The organism is Janthinobacterium sp. GW822-FHT07A03, assembly GCF_058798815.1.
Window position 1 is genome coordinate 156,063 of sequence record NZ_JBXAKW010000001.1, and the last position, 16,121, is coordinate 172,183.

General features: G+C 63.0%; 15 protein-coding genes. 4 read left to right on the forward strand and 11 right to left on the reverse strand.

Features of this window, described 5'->3' with window-relative positions; all coding sequences use genetic code 11:
• Nucleotides 1-77 precede the first annotated feature (77 nt).
• The 7 genes from AC1RJW_RS00755 to AC1RJW_RS00785 all read right to left on the reverse strand — a co-directional run bounded on the left by AC1RJW_RS00755 (nt 78) and on the right by AC1RJW_RS00785 (nt 5,219).
• A complete protein-coding gene (locus tag AC1RJW_RS00755) occupies nt 78-251 on the reverse strand; it encodes a Flp family type IVb pilin (RefSeq protein ID WP_071322445.1) in 174 nt (57 codons plus the stop codon).
• 75 nt (nt 252-326) lie between these two features.
• Nucleotides 327-473: a hypothetical protein gene (locus AC1RJW_RS00760; protein WP_157814672.1), complete on the reverse strand. Its 147-nt coding sequence runs from the start codon at nt 471-473 to the stop codon at nt 327-329.
• Between the two features lie 254 nt (nt 474-727).
• Nucleotides 728-1,429 (reverse strand): response regulator, encoded by a 702-nt coding sequence (locus AC1RJW_RS00765; protein ID WP_493042652.1) that lies wholly within the window; start codon nt 1,427-1,429, stop codon nt 728-730.
• Complete coding sequence (locus tag AC1RJW_RS00770) at nt 1,426-3,093, reverse strand: sensor histidine kinase (protein ID WP_493042655.1); 1,668 nt, start codon at nt 3,091-3,093, stop codon at nt 1,426-1,428. Before AC1RJW_RS00770 ends, AC1RJW_RS00765 begins: the two co-directional genes overlap by 4 nt.
• 151 nt (nt 3,094-3,244) lie before the next feature.
• A complete protein-coding gene (locus AC1RJW_RS00775; RefSeq protein ID WP_493042657.1) occupies nt 3,245-4,216 on the reverse strand; it encodes a diguanylate cyclase in 972 nt (323 codons plus the stop codon).
• Nucleotides 4,217-4,221: 5 nt separating this feature from the next.
• Nucleotides 4,222-4,848, reverse strand: a complete 627-nt coding sequence (locus AC1RJW_RS00780; protein WP_475416827.1) for a chemotaxis protein CheC — start codon at nt 4,846-4,848, stop codon at nt 4,222-4,224.
• 2 nt (nt 4,849-4,850) lie between these two features.
• Nucleotides 4,851-5,219 carry a response regulator gene (locus tag AC1RJW_RS00785; RefSeq protein WP_493042660.1) on the reverse strand — a complete coding sequence of 123 codons (369 nt, stop codon included), beginning with the start codon at nt 5,217-5,219 and terminating at the stop codon, nt 4,851-4,853.
• A 208-nt stretch (nt 5,220-5,427) separates the two neighbouring features.
• Here AC1RJW_RS00785 and rpiA point away from each other — a divergent pair, with 208 nt between their 5' ends.
• Nucleotides 5,428-6,105, forward strand: coding sequence for a ribose-5-phosphate isomerase RpiA (rpiA, locus tag AC1RJW_RS00790; RefSeq protein WP_489630102.1), 678 nt, complete (start codon nt 5,428-5,430; stop codon nt 6,103-6,105).
• Nucleotides 6,106-6,141: 36 nt separating this feature from the next.
• Here rpiA and AC1RJW_RS00795 read toward each other — a convergent pair whose 3' ends face one another.
• Both AC1RJW_RS00795 and AC1RJW_RS00800 read right to left on the reverse strand, forming a co-directional pair.
• On the reverse strand, nt 6,142-6,666 hold the full coding sequence (locus AC1RJW_RS00795) for a DUF6622 family protein (RefSeq protein ID WP_493042663.1): 525 nt from the start codon (nt 6,664-6,666) through the stop codon (nt 6,142-6,144).
• Between the two features lie 180 nt (nt 6,667-6,846).
• Complete coding sequence (locus AC1RJW_RS00800; RefSeq protein ID WP_034750797.1) at nt 6,847-7,119, reverse strand: oxidative damage protection protein; 273 nt, start codon at nt 7,117-7,119, stop codon at nt 6,847-6,849.
• 219 nt (nt 7,120-7,338) lie between these two features.
• Between AC1RJW_RS00800 and kdsA the strand changes: the two genes are divergently transcribed.
• Nucleotides 7,339-8,184, forward strand: coding sequence for a 3-deoxy-8-phosphooctulonate synthase (gene kdsA / locus AC1RJW_RS00805; protein ID WP_493042665.1), 846 nt, complete (start codon nt 7,339-7,341; stop codon nt 8,182-8,184).
• A gap of 62 nt (nt 8,185-8,246) precedes the next feature.
• Here the strand turns inward: kdsA and argA are convergent, their stop codons facing one another.
• Nucleotides 8,247-9,557 carry an amino-acid N-acetyltransferase gene (argA, locus tag AC1RJW_RS00810; RefSeq protein ID WP_493042667.1) on the reverse strand — a complete coding sequence of 437 codons (1,311 nt, stop codon included), beginning with the start codon at nt 9,555-9,557 and terminating at the stop codon, nt 8,247-8,249.
• Between the two features lie 56 nt (nt 9,558-9,613).
• Here argA and hrpA point away from each other — a divergent pair, with 56 nt between their 5' ends.
• A complete protein-coding gene (hrpA, locus tag AC1RJW_RS00815; protein WP_493042669.1) occupies nt 9,614-13,825 on the forward strand; it encodes an ATP-dependent RNA helicase HrpA in 4,212 nt (1,403 codons plus the stop codon).
• A gap of 85 nt (nt 13,826-13,910) precedes the next feature.
• Here hrpA and AC1RJW_RS00820 read toward each other — a convergent pair whose 3' ends face one another.
• On the reverse strand, nt 13,911-14,492 hold the full coding sequence (locus AC1RJW_RS00820; RefSeq protein WP_493042671.1) for a PRC-barrel domain-containing protein: 582 nt from the start codon (nt 14,490-14,492) through the stop codon (nt 13,911-13,913).
• 185 nt (nt 14,493-14,677) lie between these two features.
• Here AC1RJW_RS00820 and AC1RJW_RS00825 point away from each other — a divergent pair, with 185 nt between their 5' ends.
• Nucleotides 14,678-15,943, forward strand: a complete 1,266-nt coding sequence (locus AC1RJW_RS00825) for an extracellular catalytic domain type 1 short-chain-length polyhydroxyalkanoate depolymerase (protein ID WP_493042673.1) — start codon at nt 14,678-14,680, stop codon at nt 15,941-15,943.
• The last annotated feature ends 178 nt before the right edge of the window (nt 15,944-16,121 follow it).

Below are 16,121 nucleotides of genomic sequence, written 5' to 3' on the forward strand. Positions count from 1 at the left end.
GGTATCAAGGTGGGCGTGCCGGGAAAGTCGGGAAGCGTAGTCCGGGCTGGCGCAGGGCCGGCCCGGACAGCACAGCATCAGCCATTGGCGGTGGTGAGTTTGGTGCCGATGGTGCTGAAGGTTTTTTTCAGCTGCGTGCCGACGATGGTGATGGCAGCGATGATTACCACGGCGATCAGGGCAGCGATCAGGCCATATTCGATTGCGGTGACGCCATCTTCTTCGCGGATAAAGTTTTTGATGAGGTTCATGACAACTCCTGGTGGTGGTTAAGGTACGACGGTGGGTAAAACGGTTTTACAGCGTTGCTTCCTGGTGCTACGCTCTCATGGGCTTTCGCCCAGTGCGAGCAGTCCGATGATGCACACCACCGCCATGAGCGCCGCCACCAGGGCATAGCGGTAGAACGCAGCCTTTTCCTTGCCCTGCAAATAGGTGATCAGGGCTGTCGGAAGAAACTTGTCAAGGCGCATGCTGTGCTCCGTGTCGTGGTGGGCCGCGCGGTGATTTGCACTCCGGTAAAACCACTATAGAAGTCAGCAGCTTGATCTACATCAGAAGAACCTCCTTTTATTGCAAGGAGGAACTGCTTGTTTTTTTCGTGACAATTGTCATGGTCGAGTCTGGCGCGCAGGCGCAGGCGCGCAGGCCGCGCCGGTGGCTGGCGAAAGGAGGGCGGTGAGGGAGTGGCGCGGCCTTGCAGTGGCCGTGCAGGAGGACAGTGGCGTCAGGCGCCGGGCGGCAATTGGCCCAGCTGGTGCTTGGTGGCGTAGGCGTACAGTTCCAGGCGGTTGTATACGCCCAGCTTGCGGTAGATCGACGTCAGGTGATTGCGCAAGGTGTGCTCGGAGATGAACAGCTGGTCCGCCAGCACCTTGGCCGGCGTGCCGCTGCCGTGCACCAGCGCGGCGATGATCTTTCTTTCCTTGAGGGTCAGGCTGGCGATGGCGATGGCTTGCGCCGAGCCGCCGCCGGGCTGGGTCAGCTGCGTCAGCATGCGTCCCAGCATCGCGTGTTCCAGCCACAGTTCGCCCTGGTACACCTTTTCGATGGCCTTCAGGACCATTTCCGCCGGCGCATCCTTGCTGACGATGCCGCGCGCGCCTTTCAGTACCGTCTGGTCCAGGATGGCCTGGTCGTGGCTGGCCGTCAGCACCAGCACGCGCGTGCTGCCGCACTGCGCCAGTGCGGGCAGGATGGCCAGCGAGCTGATGCCGCCCAGGTCCAGGTCCAGCACGATCACGTCCGGTTGCAGCGCCTTCGCCTGCTCCAGCGCCTCGGCGCTGTCGGACGCCGTGGCGACCACGCGCATGCCCGAGTGCTCGCCGCCGATCAGCCGCTCCAGGCCCCACAGCATGGTCTTGTGATCGTCCACCAGCATGACGCTGATGACATGGCTGGCCGGTGGCATGTGGCGTAAGTCATTCATATGGGGATCTCGATCTGCACGGAAGTGTTGCCCAGCATGCCATGCGTGACGCGGGCCGTGCCGCCCAGGGCGGCGGCGCGCTCGGCCAGCGAGTCGGGCAGGAAATCGGGGACGTGCGCGGCGGCGCATTCGTTGTCGATGCTGATGTGCAGCGCGCCCTGCACGCAGGTCAGCTTGACGGCGCCGTGGCGCGCCGACGTATGCTTGCGGATATTGCTCATGCCTTCGTTGACGATCTGGAAGACCTCGGCCGCCAGGCGGTCGTTGATGTGCAGGTCGCCCTCGATATGCAGGGCGATGTCGATGCCATAGAATTCGCGGATCTGCGTGGCCTGGCGGCGCAGCGCGACCAGCAGTTCCGGCTCGCTTTGCACCTGGCCGTTCTTGAACGTGCGCGCGTAGCTGCGCAGGTCGGCGATCACCTGGCCCGACATGATGATCAGTTTTTCCAGTTCGGGCAGCAGCGGGTTGCCCGGCGTGGCTTCGTTGCGCAGGGCGGCCAGGCCGTGGCGCAAGCCGATATACGGCTGCACGGCCGTGTCATGCAGATCGCGCGCGATCTTTTCGCGCTCGCGCGAGGCCGCCTGCGAGGCCAGGCGGTCGAGCAGGTTGATGTTTTCAATGACGGGAAACGCCTGCGCGCCGATATGGCTGAGAAACAGGGCGTCCGTCTTGCTCATGCTGGTGGCGGAGACGATAAAGATGCGGCCTTTGCCATTGCGCAGGGGCAGCGGTGCGCTGATGAAGGCATGCGCTTCGAGCAGTTCGGCCAGGCGGGCGCCCGCCGCGTCGTCGTGCCGCAGCCAGCGTCCGCTGTCGGGATCGAGCATGCGCGCGCCGCCTATCCACGGCAGCCAGGGGCCGGCGGGCTGGTTGTACAGCGCGATTTTATCGTGCGGGAAAGCGAGCAGGGGACTGGCCGCGTCGTCGCTGAGGAGCGAGCTGGTATGCACGACGCCCGTTGCCGTTTGCAGCACGCTGCGCAGCGACCAGACCCGCGTGCCCTTGTCCTGCATGACCAGCAGGCAACTGCGGCCGTTGAAATAACTGCGGGTTTTTTCCAGCACCGAGGTAATGGTCTGGTCGACGCCGAAGCGCGGATTGGACAGCTGGCTGACATCGCGCAGCAGCGCCAGGTGGCTGCGCTGGGTGATGGCCGAACCGCCCCAGTAGGCGATCATGTAGCCGAGCGCCAGCAGGAAGGTGGTGCGCAGCAGCAGGCGCGACAGTTCCGCATCCGATTCGCCGAACAGGGCCGTGGCGGCGAACAGGCCGGCCGAGGCCAGGGTGACGCGCGCGCCTTCCTCGAAGCCCCGCTGGAACGACGAGGTCAGGATGGCAAAGAAAAAAAACAGGAAGAATAAATTGTTGTGGCTGCTGGTGGAAAACACGATCAGCGCATACCAGGCCACGTCGAGCCAGTACAGCAGAATGTCCTGGGGCAGGCTGAAGCCCAGCACGGCCAGTGCGTAGAGCAGCAGGCTGTGCATGGTGTAGGCGGAAAAGATCAGCCAGGTTATCTTGCTCAGCTTGCCGGCGCTTTCGGGATCGATGAACAGGGTCAGCAAGGTGGCGCTCGACAGCAGCAGGCGCATGCCGTTGACCATGGTCGTATCCATGCCGGCACCCGGCAAGCCGGATCTGAGGGGAGGATCGAGATTCACAAGCGCTCCTGGCCATGTCCCGCATGGGGGCGCCATGCGCAGGGATAGATACCACAGATAAATTCTTGTTATTGTTGCTGCAATCAATGATGAGTCTACGCACCTGCCGTAAAGATGTCTACTGGAATCCTTTGCCCTGCGTTGCTTTTTTTTACAGCGGCTGCACCATCACGCGGTTGCGCCCGGCGCCCTTGGCCAGGTACAGGGCGCGGTCGGCGTCACCGATCAGGGCGGAGATGGTCGGCTGCTGCTGCGGGTGCTGGGTGGCGATGCCGATGCTGATCGTGATGTGCTTGACTTCATTGCCCGTCTTGGCATGCGGAATGCGCAGCCCCGCCACGTGCTCGCGGATCGCCTCGGCCATGCGCAGCGCCTGCGCCGCGTCCGTGTCGGGCAGGATGGCGGCGAACTCCTCGCCGCCATAGCGCGCCAGCAGGTCGGTGGGACGCTGCAGCATGGCGGCCAGTTCGGCTGCCACGCGGATCAGGCAGCCGTCACCTTGCTGGTGGCCGTAATGGTCGTTGTAATCCTTGAAATGGTCGATGTCGATCATCAGCAGCGACAGGGGGCTGCTGGTGCGCATGGCGCGCCGCGTTTCCTTCTCGATCGCCACGTCGAAGTGGCGGCGGTTGGCGATGCCCGTCAAGCCGTCGGAAAAGGTTTGCGAACGCAACACCATGGTTTGTTCGCGCAGCAGCTTTTCGCGGCCCACGGCGATGGTGACATCATTGATCTGGATCAGGCAGTGGCGCGGCGAACCGGGTAAATTGATCGGTGTCACGGCGATCGCCTGCTGCATGCGTTCCTCGCCGTCGTTCCCGCTTGCGGCCGCGCCATGCGTGTACAGGGCAAACGGCGCCTTGTGCAGGGTTTGCGACAGCAGCGACTGGAAATTGTCGCGCAGGGCCTGGGTGATGGCCGAATCGATGCGCTTGTGGCGCAGTTCCGGATAGACGGCGAAGAAATCCTGGCCCAGCACGGCGTCGGCCTGGCACGCCGAGTGGCGCGCCATCCAGTGGTTCCACAGCACGATGCGGTGCTGCTCATCGAGCACGATGGCGCCCAGGTTGACGGCACCGAGTATGCTTTCGAGCAGGGCGAGTCGGTGTAAGGCATCCGGCATGATCGTCACGCCTGTCCCAGGACCTTGGCCAGATAGTGGCTGACCTGCTGTTTCAGGTCGTGCAAGGCGGACAGGTCGAGCACGAACGCCACATAACCGTGGATCTGGTGCTTGGACAGCACGAAGTCGATATGCAGCATCAGCACGACGGCGTCGTCATCCTGGCCGCCGAACGAGGACAGGATTTCCGCGCTGGTGCCCACGTGGTACAGGGGCAGCGAGCCATGCAGTTCGCTGTCGAACAGGTTGGCCAGGGTGCCCACGCAGGAGTTCAGGATGATGTTGCCGATCTCGCTCATCGCCTCCTGTTCCATCTCCGTCAGTTCCTGCAGCGGCATGGCGTCGCCCACCATCAGGCGCACGATTTCCAGGCTCTTGTCTTCGGGAAACATCAGGATGGCTTCGGTGGCGAAAGCGCCATCGTAATGCTGGCTGACGCCGCAGATGCGTTCGCCATCCTTCTTGCTGCCCAGCAGGGCGGCCGCGTCGGCACGGTTCAGGAAAGTGATCGACGGCACCGACATGGTGACTTCTTCATTGACGATCTCGCTCATCGCGGCGGCCGCATGGCCCACCCCGATGTTGAATATCTCCACGAGGGCATCGTTTTCCAGTTCGGAGAGATTGACCATGCTCACAGTCCCAGTGACTCGATCAGCTGGTGGATGCGGGTTTCCGTGATCGGTTTTTCCATGAAACCGACTTGCATTTCGCTGGCGCGGTTGCGGATGGCGTTTTGCACATTCGCCGTGACGAGAACGATGTGCGTTTGCGGGCACAGCACGCGCAATTGTTCCGCCGCCGCCACGCCGCCCATGCCGGGCATATTGACATCCAGTAATATCAGGACAGGGGTGGCTGTCTTGACTTTTTCCAGGGCTTCTTCACCCGTCGCCGCCTCAATCACTTGCCAGTCGGCATGTTTGCTGAGGATGAACTGATGCGACATCAAACGTGAAACCCGGCTGTCATCGACAACAAGTACCTGTTTACTGTGATTCATTGGCTATTCCTGAAACGTCATATCGGTCAATCGTGCCATTTTCGCATATTTTAAAGGGCATAGAGAGTAATTGGCTGGGGAATTGCCCTGAGGCAAAGCTTTTTCGCTTGCCTGTTGTATTCAATCGCATGGCCAGTCATCATGGCCGGCTGGCCGGGCTGGCAATCCGTTAAAATAGCAGGATTCCTCACTTTAGCCTTTTTTTGCCATGACCCAAGACGAATTGAAGCAAGCCGTAGCCCGCGCCGCCATAGCCTATGTGGTGGACGGTGAAATCATCGGTGTCGGCACCGGTTCCACCGCCAACTTTTTCATCGATGAACTGGCCAAGATCAAGGACCGCATCAAGGGTACGGTTGCGTCGTCCGAAGCGACGGCAGCCCGTCTGGCTGGCCATGGCATTCCCGTCTTCGACCTGAACGACGTCGAGTCGATCGCCGTCTACATCGACGGCGCCGACGAGATCACGGCCAGCGGCGCCATGATCAAGGGCGGCGGCGCGGCATTGACGCGCGAGAAGATCGTCGCTTCCGTCGCGAAACAGTTCGTCTGCATCGCCGACGGCTCCAAGCTCGTCGAGACCCTGGGCGCCTTCCCGCTGCCCGTGGAAGTGGTGCCGATGGCGCGCGCCGCCGTCTCGCGCCAGCTGGCCGCGCTGGGCGGCACGCCCCGCTTGCGCCTGAAGGCCGGCAGCACCGAAGCATTCATCACCGACAATGGCGGCGAGATCATCGACGTGCTGGGCTTGCAGATTGCCGACCCGGTGGCGCTGGAACAGCAGATCAACCAGATCGTCGGCGTCATTGCCGTCGGCCTGTTCGCCGTGCGCGGCGCGAATGTCTGCCTGCTGGGCATGCCGGAAGGCGTGCGTACCTTGGCCTACTAAGGTGATAGCCGGCGTTCGCCGGCATTTGCACTTGTCTTACACGGAGGCCCCTTGCGGGCCGCTTGTCATATGTGCCTGGCGGTACACGGCCACGGTGCGCAGCAAGCCGCCGAGGAAGATGCCGCTGAAGCAGCCATAGGCGAGGCAGACGGGCACGATGAAGCCGGTCGCATGGGCGTAGGCCGGCGCGATGGCCAGGGTCACGGCCACCGCATATTTCATGCAGAAAATGCTCATCATCAACATCAACGGCACCCAGCTGCCGGGGCGCTGCACGCTGGTCCGCTCGGGAATGGCGACGATCTTGCGCGCATCGACCAGCGTCCAGGCCAGCGCCGCACCGGCCAGGGCGCCGCTTACCCAGGCGAATGGCGCCGCGCCGGCCAGGCCGAAGCTGCCATGCACGCCGCTCAGGGACAGGGCCAGCATGACCAGGGGAATGATGCACAGTTTGCGCAAGGTCACTTCGCGCGCGCGGCTGGCCAGCACGCCCCGGTACACGAGAAAGCCCAGGATGGCCCAGACGTAGAGGGGAGTGTGGCTGAAGATTTGCTGCAACATGGTGTCCGCCTTTGGAGTGAGGTTGTCGATGGACGTACTGTGCCTGCAAGCGGCGCGGGCGGCGAGCGGGGTGCGACGAAACGGGAAAGGTCAGCCGTGAAACAGCGTCAGGCGGCGTGAAACGGGGAGGGGATGAAACTGCCCGCGGCGCGGCGGCCACGGGCGGGAATGCTGAAAAACTTATTCCGTTGGCGGTACGTAGCCCATGGCGGCATCGGCGCCATCGCCGAAGAAATGCTTTTCCATCTGCGTGGCCAGGTATTTGCGGGCGCGCGCGTCGGCCAGGTTCAAACGGTTTTCATTGACCAGCATGGTCTGGTGCTTGAGCCAGGCGGCCCATGCTTCTTTCGACACCGATTCGTAAATCTTCTTGCCCAGTTCACCCGGGTACGGCGGGAAATCCAGTCCTTCGGCTTCCTTGTTGAGTTTGATGCAGTGGATCGTGCGGGCCATCTGTGCTCCTGAATCAGTGTAGAGATAAAGCGTGATTATAAGGCACTTTGCGTGTCCCCTCGCGGGGCCGTCGCGGCCCGGCCACGCGCCGTTTGCCAGGCGCTTGCGCTGGATCAAATTTGATCTGCGCCGCCCTAGCTAGTAAGATGCCTTATCGCGCCAGCCGCTGGCTGCGCCTCTTCCAAGCAAGTAGTAACAATTAACCAATATGGAATCCCTATGACCTCAGTGAAAGTCAACGGCATCGATGTCAGCAATACAGGCAGTTTCGCGCTGTTTGGCGGCATCAACGTGCTCGAATCGCGCGATCTTGCCATGCGCGCGTGCGAAGAATATGTGCGCGTGACGCAAAAACTGGGTATTCCCTATGTGTTCAAGGCCAGTTTCGACAAGGCCAACCGTTCATCGATCCATTCCTACCGCGGCCCGGGCCTGGAAGAGGGCATGCGCATCTTCCAGGACGTCAAGGCGGCGTTCGGCGTGCCCGTGATTACCGACGTGCATGAGCCATGGCAGGCGCAGCAGGTGGCCGAAGTGGTCGACGTGCTGCAATTGCCCGCCTTCCTGGCGCGCCAGACGGACCTCGTCGTGGCCCTGGCGAAAACGGGTAAAGTCATCAACATCAAGAAGCCGCAATTCCTCAGCCCTGGCCAGATGGCCAATATCGTCGAGAAATTCAAGGAAGCGGGCAACGACCAGTTGATCCTGTGCGACCGCGGCACCTGCCTCGGCTATGACAACCTGGTGGTCGACATGCTGGGCTTTGGCGTCATGAAAAAGACCTGCGACGACCTGCCCATCATCTTTGACGTCACCCACGCTCTGCAGCAGCGCGATCCCGGCGGCGCCGCTTCGGGCGGCCGCCGCCAGCAAGTGGCGGACCTGGCGCGCGCCGGCCTGGCCGTCGGCATCGCCGGCCTGTTCCTGGAAGCCCATCCGGACCCGGACAATGCCCGCTGCGACGGCCCCAGCGCCTTGCCGCTGGACCAGCTGGAACCGTTCCTGGCGCAATTGAAGGCGCTCGACGATCTGGTGAAATCGTTTGCCCCGCTGAACATCAAATAATTGATTATCAAATATTGATATTGCGCAAAGAAAAAGCCCGGCATGCCGGGCTTTTTCATGTGTTACAGGGTTTTAATTAAGACTTGCGATTTGCGTTGCCAGTTATACATATGCTGGCGGTCCTTCGGCAGATCGTCGACCGTGGCGGGCACGAAACCGCGTTTCTTGAACCAGTGCGAGGTGCGCGTGGTCAGCACGAACAGTTTGTTCAGGCCGGCGGCGCGCGCGCGGTTTTCCATGTGTTTCAGGATGCGCTCGCCGTCGCCCTGGGCTTGCACTTCCGGGTTGACGGTCAAACATGCCATTTCCGCCATCTTTTGCGCGGGGAAGGGGTACAGGGCGGCGCAGCCGAAGATCACGCCATCATGCTCGATGACGGAGAAATAATCGATTTCGCGCTCGATCAGCTCGCGGCCACGCTTCACCAAAGTGCCGTCCGCTTCCAGCGGTTCGATCAGTTTGATGATGCCGCCCACGTCTTCGATGGTGGCCTGGCGCAGGCTTTCCAGGTTTTCATGGCTGATCATGGTGCCCACGCCATCATGGGTAAACAATTCCAGCAGGGCCGAACCGTCCATTGAGAAGGGCACGATGTGCGAGCGCTCGACGCCGTTGTGACATGCCTTGACGCAATGTTTCAGGTAGAACGCCGTGGCGTCCGGCAGGAAACCGGCCATCAGCACGGCTTCGGCCTGGTGCGACGACAGTTCGCGGATTTCCACGCCCGTGGCGTCTACCATCATCGGCGTTTCGGTAATAAAGATCAGTTTGTCCGCGTGCAGGGCGATGGCGGCGCTGCACGCCACGTCTTCCATGGTCAGGTTGAATGCTTCGCCCGTGGGCGAGAAGCCCAGCGGCGAGAGCAGCACCAGGCCGTCCGAACCGAGGATGGAATGGATGGTTTCGGCGTCGACCTTGCGCGTGATGCCCGTCAGTTCCAGGTCCACGCCATCGATCACGCCCAGCGGGCGCGCGGTGATGAAGTTGCCGGAAATGATACGGATGGCCGCATGCGACATGGGCGTGTTCGGCAAGCCCTGGCTGAACGCGGCCTCGATATCGAGGCGCAGCTCGCCGGCCGCTTCCTTGGCGCATTCCAGCGCGGCAATATCCGTGATGCGCACGCCGTTGTGGAAGCGGCCTTCGACGTTACGCAGGGCCAGTTGTTCCGCCACTTGCGGCCGCGAGCCGTAGACGACGGTGACATTGATGTCCAGCGCATGCAGCAGGGACAAATCATGGGCCAGCACCTGCAGCGCCCCGGCGCTGACGAGTTCACCGGGGAAGGCGACCACGAAGGTCTTGCCGCGAAAGGCGTGGATGTAGGGCGCGACTGAGCGCAGCCATTGGACGAATTGGGTAGGGTTTTCCATTAAGCGCATTATAATTCGCTGCGCGATGTGCGCGCTTAAAATACCTGTAAAAAACAATGTCTTCAGCCAGCAATAAGTCTTCCCCTCCTTCCACCGTTGCAAATGTGCCCGCCAGCGGGGGTGTTGCCACGCCTGCCGCCGCGCCTGCGCAGGGCCGATCACGCCCGCCCGTGAGCCAGCAAAGGCCGCAGGCGCCGCGCACGGAGCAGCAGAAAGAGCAACAGCGACAGCAACAGCAGCAGCGCGCGCCGCGCGAGGGGCAGGCGCCGCGCAATGACCAGGCCAGCCGCGAGAGCCGTGACGCAGCCCGCGCCGCGCGCGAGGCGGAAAAGGCCTTCCGCAATCCGCTGCCACCGATTACGTATCCGGAAGACTTGCCCGTCTCGGGCCGGCGCGAAGAAATCGCCAAGGCCCTGATGGAAAACCAGGTCATCATCGTCTCGGGCGAGACGGGATCCGGCAAGACGACGCAGCTGCCGAAGATTTGCCTGGAACTGGGACGGGGACAGAAGGGCATGATCGGCCACACGCAGCCGCGGCGCATCGCCGCCTCGTCGACGGCCAAGCGCATCGCGCAGGAGCTGGGCACGCCGCTGGGCGAAACGGTGGGTTTCAAGGTGCGCTTTACCGATACCCTGAGCCGTGGCGCGTCCGTCAAGCTGATGACGGACGGCATTCTGCTGGCCGAGACGCAGACCGACCCCTTGTTGAAAAATTACGACACCATCATCATCGATGAAGCGCACGAACGCAGCCTGAACATCGATTTCCTGCTTGGTTATTTAAAGCAGCTGCTGCCGCGCCGGCCCGACCTGAAGATCATCATCACCTCGGCCACCATTGATGCAGAACGCTTCTCGCGCCATTTCGGCACGCCGGAGAAACCGGCACCCGTGATCGAAGTGTCGGGCCGCCTGTACCAGGTGGAAGTGCGCTACCGTCCCGTGGAGCGCGAGCAGGTGGCCATGCCGGGTGCCGCGAACGCCGACAAGCCCGGCCAGCGCACGGCGGCTGCGCGCGAAAAGCGCGACTTGATGGATGCCGTCGTCGATGGCGTGGAAGAACTGTGCCGCATCGGCTCGGGCGACGTGCTGGTGTTCTTGCCGGGCGAGCGCGAAATCCGCGACTGCGCCGAAGCGCTGCGCAAGCACCATCCGCCGCACGTGGAAATCCTGCCCCTGTTCGCCCGGCTGTCGGCCGAAGAGCAGGAGCGCGTGTTTAAAACCAGCAATGCGCGCCGCATCGTGCTGGCCACCAACGTGGCGGAAACCTCGCTGACCGTGCCCGGCATCCGCTATGTGGTCGATGCGGGCCTGGCGCGCGTGAAACGCTACAGTTACCGCAACAAGGTCGAGCAGCTGCAGGTCGAGCCGATCGCCCAGTCGGCCGCCAACCAGCGCGCAGGGCGTTGCGGCCGCGTGGCCGACGGCGTCTGCATCCGCCTGTACGAAGAGCAGGATTACTTGCTGCGGCCGAAATTCACGGAGCCGGAAATCCTGCGCTCCTCACTGGCCGCCGTCATCCTGCGCATGAAGTCGCTGCACCTGACGGACGTGGAAACCTTCCCCTTCATCGAGCCGCCGCTGGCGCGCGCCATCGCCGACGGCTACCAGCTGCTGCAGGAGCTGGGTGCCGTCGATGAAGTCAATAAACTCACGCCGTTGGGCAACAAGCTGGCCAAGCTGCCGCTGGACCCGCGCGTGGGCCGCATGATCCTGGCCGCGCTCGAGAACGCGTGTCTGACGGAAGTGCTGATCGTCGCCTCTGCGTTGTCGGTGCAGGATCCGCGCGACCGCCCGATGGAGTACCAGCAGGCGGCCGACGAAGCGCACAAGAAGTTTGCCGATGAAAAGTCGGAATTCTTGAGCTATCTGAAAATCTGGCGCTGGTTCGAGTCCGCCATCGAGCACAAGAAAACCAACCGCCAGTTGCAGGACAATTGCCGCACGAATTTCCTGTCGCAGATGCGTTTGCGCGAATGGCGCGACGTGCACTCGCAGTTGTTGACCATCGTCAAGGAACAGGGCTGGCGCCTGAACGAAGCACCGGCCACCTATGATAATCTGCATATGGCCTTGCTGACTGGCTTGCTGGGCAATATCGGCTTCAAGGGCGAGGACGAGCCGGGTGCGGGCTACCTGGGCGCGCGCGGCATCAAGTTCCACATCTGGCCTGGTTCCTCGCTGCTGAAAAAACCGGGCAAGTGGATCATGGCGGCCGAGCTGGTCGACACGACGCGCCTGTACGCGCGCTGCGTGGCGCAGATCCAGCCCGAGTGGCTGGAAAAAGTGGGCGAGCACCTGCTGAAGAAATCGTGGGGCGAACCGCGCTGGGAAAAACGTTCGGCGCAGGTGACGGCGTCCGAACGGGCGACCTTGTACGGGCTGGTGGTGTACAGCCAGCGGCGCATCAACTACGGCAACTTCAACTTGCCGGAAGCGCGCGAGATTTTCATCCGCGACGCGCTCGTCGGCGGAGACTTCGACACGCGCGCGCCGTTCTTTGCGCACAACCACAAGCTGATCAAGGACATCGAAAACCTCGAGCACAAGTCGCGCCGCCTGGACGTGCTGGTCGACGATGAACTGATCGCCGCCTTCTACGACAAGCTGCTGCCGGCGGACGTGTGCAATGGCGCCGGTTTCGAAAAGTGGCACAAGGAAGCCACGCGCGAGAACCCGAAGCTGCTATACCTGAACCGCGAAGAGCTGATGCGCCACGAGGCGGCCGGCGTGACGACGGACCTGTTCCCGAAAACCATGTCCGTGACGGGCCTGGAAATGGGCCTGACCTATCACTTCGAGCCGGGCAGCGTGCGCGATGGCGTGACCTTGAGCGTGCCCCTGTATGCGCTGAACCAGTTGCCGCGCGAACGCTGCGAATGGCTGGTGCCGGGCATGTTGAAGGAAAAAGTGCATCTGCTATTAAAATCCTTGCCGCAAAAGCTGCGCCGCCACTGCGTGCCGCTGCCCGATTACGCGGCCAAGTTCTGCGAGCGCGTGCATGAAGCGGGCGTGTTTGGCCGCGGTGACCTGATCGATGCCATCATCCTCGACATCCGCACGCAAATCACGATCAGCGTGCTGACGACGGACTTCAAGCCGGAAACCTTGCCTGCCCATCACTTCATGAATTTCAAGGTGATCGACGAGCATGGCCGCCAGCTGGACATGGGCCGCAACCTGGCCACCCTGCAGGCGGAATTCGGCGGCCAGGCGCGCCAGAGTTTCCAGAAGCTGGCCGAAGTGTCGGGCGTCTCGGGCACGGGCACGCCCGGCGCCAAGGTGGCGGGCGCACAGGTGGCGTCGCGGCTGCAGGCGCAAGCGCAGGGCGCCGCCAACGCGGCGGCCGGCAAGGGCGGCGCGCCGGCCAAGGGCGCTGCCCCGGCCCCGGCGTCAGGCAATGCCACCGTCTCGCAGCACATGGGCTTGACGGCCTGGACCTTTGGCGAATTGCCGGAGCTGCTCGAAATCGTGCAGGGCAAGCTGACCTTGATCGGTTTCCCCGCCCTGGTCGACAAGGGTACGCATTGCGACCTGGAAGTGTTTGACGACCCGACCGTGGCCGCCCGCACGCACAAGGTCGGCTTGCGCCGTTTATTTGCGCTGCAGATGAAGGAACAGATCAAGTACGTCGAGAAGAGCATCCCTGGCTTGCAGCAGATGGGAATGCAATTCATGGCCCTGGGGTCGCAGGAAGAGTTGCGCGAGCAAATCATCAACAAGGCGCTCGACATTGCTTGCTTGCAAGATCCGCTGCCGTTGGACGCCGCCTCGTTTGCCAAGCGCCAGGCGGAGGGCAAGTCGCGCCTGGTCTTGCTGGTCAATGAAATCGCCCGTTTGCTGTCGCAAGTGCTGACGGAATTCCACGGCTTGCCGAAGCGGCTGCAAAATATTCCCGCAGCGGCGGCCACCGATATCCAGGCGCAGCTGCAGGGACTCGTGCATAAACGCTTCCTGACGGAAAATGAGTACACGCAACTCGCGCATTTCCCCCGCTATTTGAAGGCAATCAATGTGCGCCTGGAAAAACTGCGCGCCGACCCCGCGCGCGACACCAAGTTGATGGCCGAATGGCAATCGGCCGCCGCGCCGTATCTGCGCCAGGCCAAGGACCGCCAGGCCGGCAAGAACACGGACCCGAAACTGGTCGAGTTCCGCTGGATGCTGGAAGAGCTGCGCGTCTCCCTGTTTGCGCAGGAACTGCGCACGCCGATGCCTGTTTCTGCCAAGCGTTTGCAGAAGGTGTGGGAATCGATGCAGCGGTAGCTTGCTAAGTCCCAAGCAAATACTGGGGTCGTACCTTCAGGGTACGACCCCGGCCCTTGTCTGTCGGATTTGCCTTTCTGCTCCATCAACTACGCTCGTCGCGCCCATCATCGCTGAGCGATGAGCGCGAGCCGCTCTGGCTGCTGGTGCCGGCGCGGCTGCCGCTCATGGAGCTGCCGGACAGGCTGCCTTCGCTGCCCGATTGCAGGCTGGCGCCGCCGCGCAGGTCGCTGCCCGATGGCATGCGGCTGCCTGCCATGGCGCCGCTGCCGTAGCGCGTGCCGCTGCCATAGAACGCTTCCATCTGCTGGTTCCAGGCATCGCTGCCCATGTCGGGCCAGTTGTTCTTGTCGAAGCCGGGTGCGTCTTTCAGCTGGCTTTTGTCCACGTTGAGCAGGAAGCGCTTGTTGACGGTATCCAGGGTCAGGCGTTCCCAGGGCGCGGCAAACAATTTGTCGCCCATGCCCAGGATGCCGCCGAAGGACAGCACGGCATAGGCGATCTGGCCCGTGCGCATGTCGAGCATGATTTCCTTGATATCGCCCAATTCTTCGTCGTTGTGATTGTAGACTTCGTCCCCGATCAGGGTGTCGGCCCCCATCAGGGCTGGCCCGGGGCCGTCGTGGTTGCGGTACATGCCCAGGATGTCGCGGTCCAGGTAGCTCATGGTGTTCTCTCCTCTGGTGAAATGCTGATCGAACACCTAGCGTAAGCATACGCCCAAGGTCACGCTTGATCTGCCTCAATGGTGCCGGGGGCACTTTTATCCGTGCGCAAACGTACGGTGCCGTGGCCCAATTGCGGTACTCTATGCGTTCTACGGAGGAGGCCGCGCATGCTGACGATGCAACGATGCAGAGGGATGAACTTGCGGTACGCTCCATCACGATACGCGCGCCGCGCGCCATGGTAAAGCCCGCCACCAAATGGCTGCGCGGGCTATTGCGCGCCGGTAAGGCGCAGCAGCGCACGGCGACCAGGCTGGCCAAGGTGCTGTTCGGCCCCGTGCCGGCCAAACCCAGGGCCAAACCCCGCAGCAAGCCCGTGGCCAAGCCCGTGGCCAACACCAAGGTCAAGACCAGGGCGACGCCGCGCGCCAGGCCCGCCAGCGATGCGCTGCCCTCGCTGGCGCCGTTTGCCACGCCCCTGTCGCCCCCGCGCGTGCGCAAGCGAACGGCGCCCCCGCCGGGCAAGTGGCTGGCCGCCCACTATGCACCGTTGCCCGAACTGGGGCAGTTGCCGGGCCGGCGCCTGCCATATTTCCTGTACCTGCCCGAGAAAGCGCCGAGCGCCGCCATGCGCAGCCGGGGCCGGCCGCTGCTGGTGATGCTGCACGGCTGCGAGCAGAGCGCCACGCAGTTTGCCGACGGCACGCGCATGAACCGCCTGGCCGAGCGCAAGGGCTATGCCGTGCTGTATCCGCAGCAATCGCTGCGCTCGCATGCGCGCCGCTGCTGGAAGTGGTACGACAAGCTGACGCAGGAGGGCGGCGGCGACGTGCGCCTGATCGTCGGCGCCATCGAGCAGGTGGCGGCCCGCTATGCGATCGACCGCGCGCGCATCTATATCTGCGGCATTTCCGCCGGCGCCGGCATGGCGCATATCGTGGCCCTGAATCATCCCCATCTGTTCGCCGCGCTGGGCCTGCATTCCGGGCCCGTGTTTGGCGCCGGGCATAACCTGATCGGCGCGCTGCAGGTGATGCAGCATGGCGCTGCCGCCCGCGCCGATGCGGCCATCGATGAAGTGCTGGCGCGCCAGCCCGCGTTCCCCGGCTTGCCCACCATCCTGCTGCAAGGGCAGGCCGACAAGGTGGTGCGGCCCATTAACCAGACGCAGCTGGTGCGCCAGAGCGTGCGCGTCAACCGCATGCACGCCGACACGCTGGTGACGGCGCAGCGCCTGCCCGGCGGCGCGGCGGGCGGGCGCAATCCGGCCCATGCGTACGCGCTGCACGACTATCAGGTGGGCAAGCAGGTGCTGCTGCGCGTGGCGCAGGTCGAGCACCTCGAGCACGCGTGGAGCGGCGGCGACGCCAGCCTGCCGTTCAACGACAAGGCCAGGCCCGACGCCAGCAAGATGCTGCTTGATTTCTTCGCCAGCCACCGCCGCCGCTAAGCGGCCGCGCCGCGCGCCGACTGGTACGCATCGTTCTTCCCTCCTCGGCATGCCCGCGCCAGCGCGCCGGCATGCTGGCCGTGCCCTTTTCAGGGTAGGTGCCATTGCCGCAGTGCCATGGAATTATCGTAAGTGGTATTGTTGCGGTATTTAAAAAACACAAAAATCGGCGTTAAAA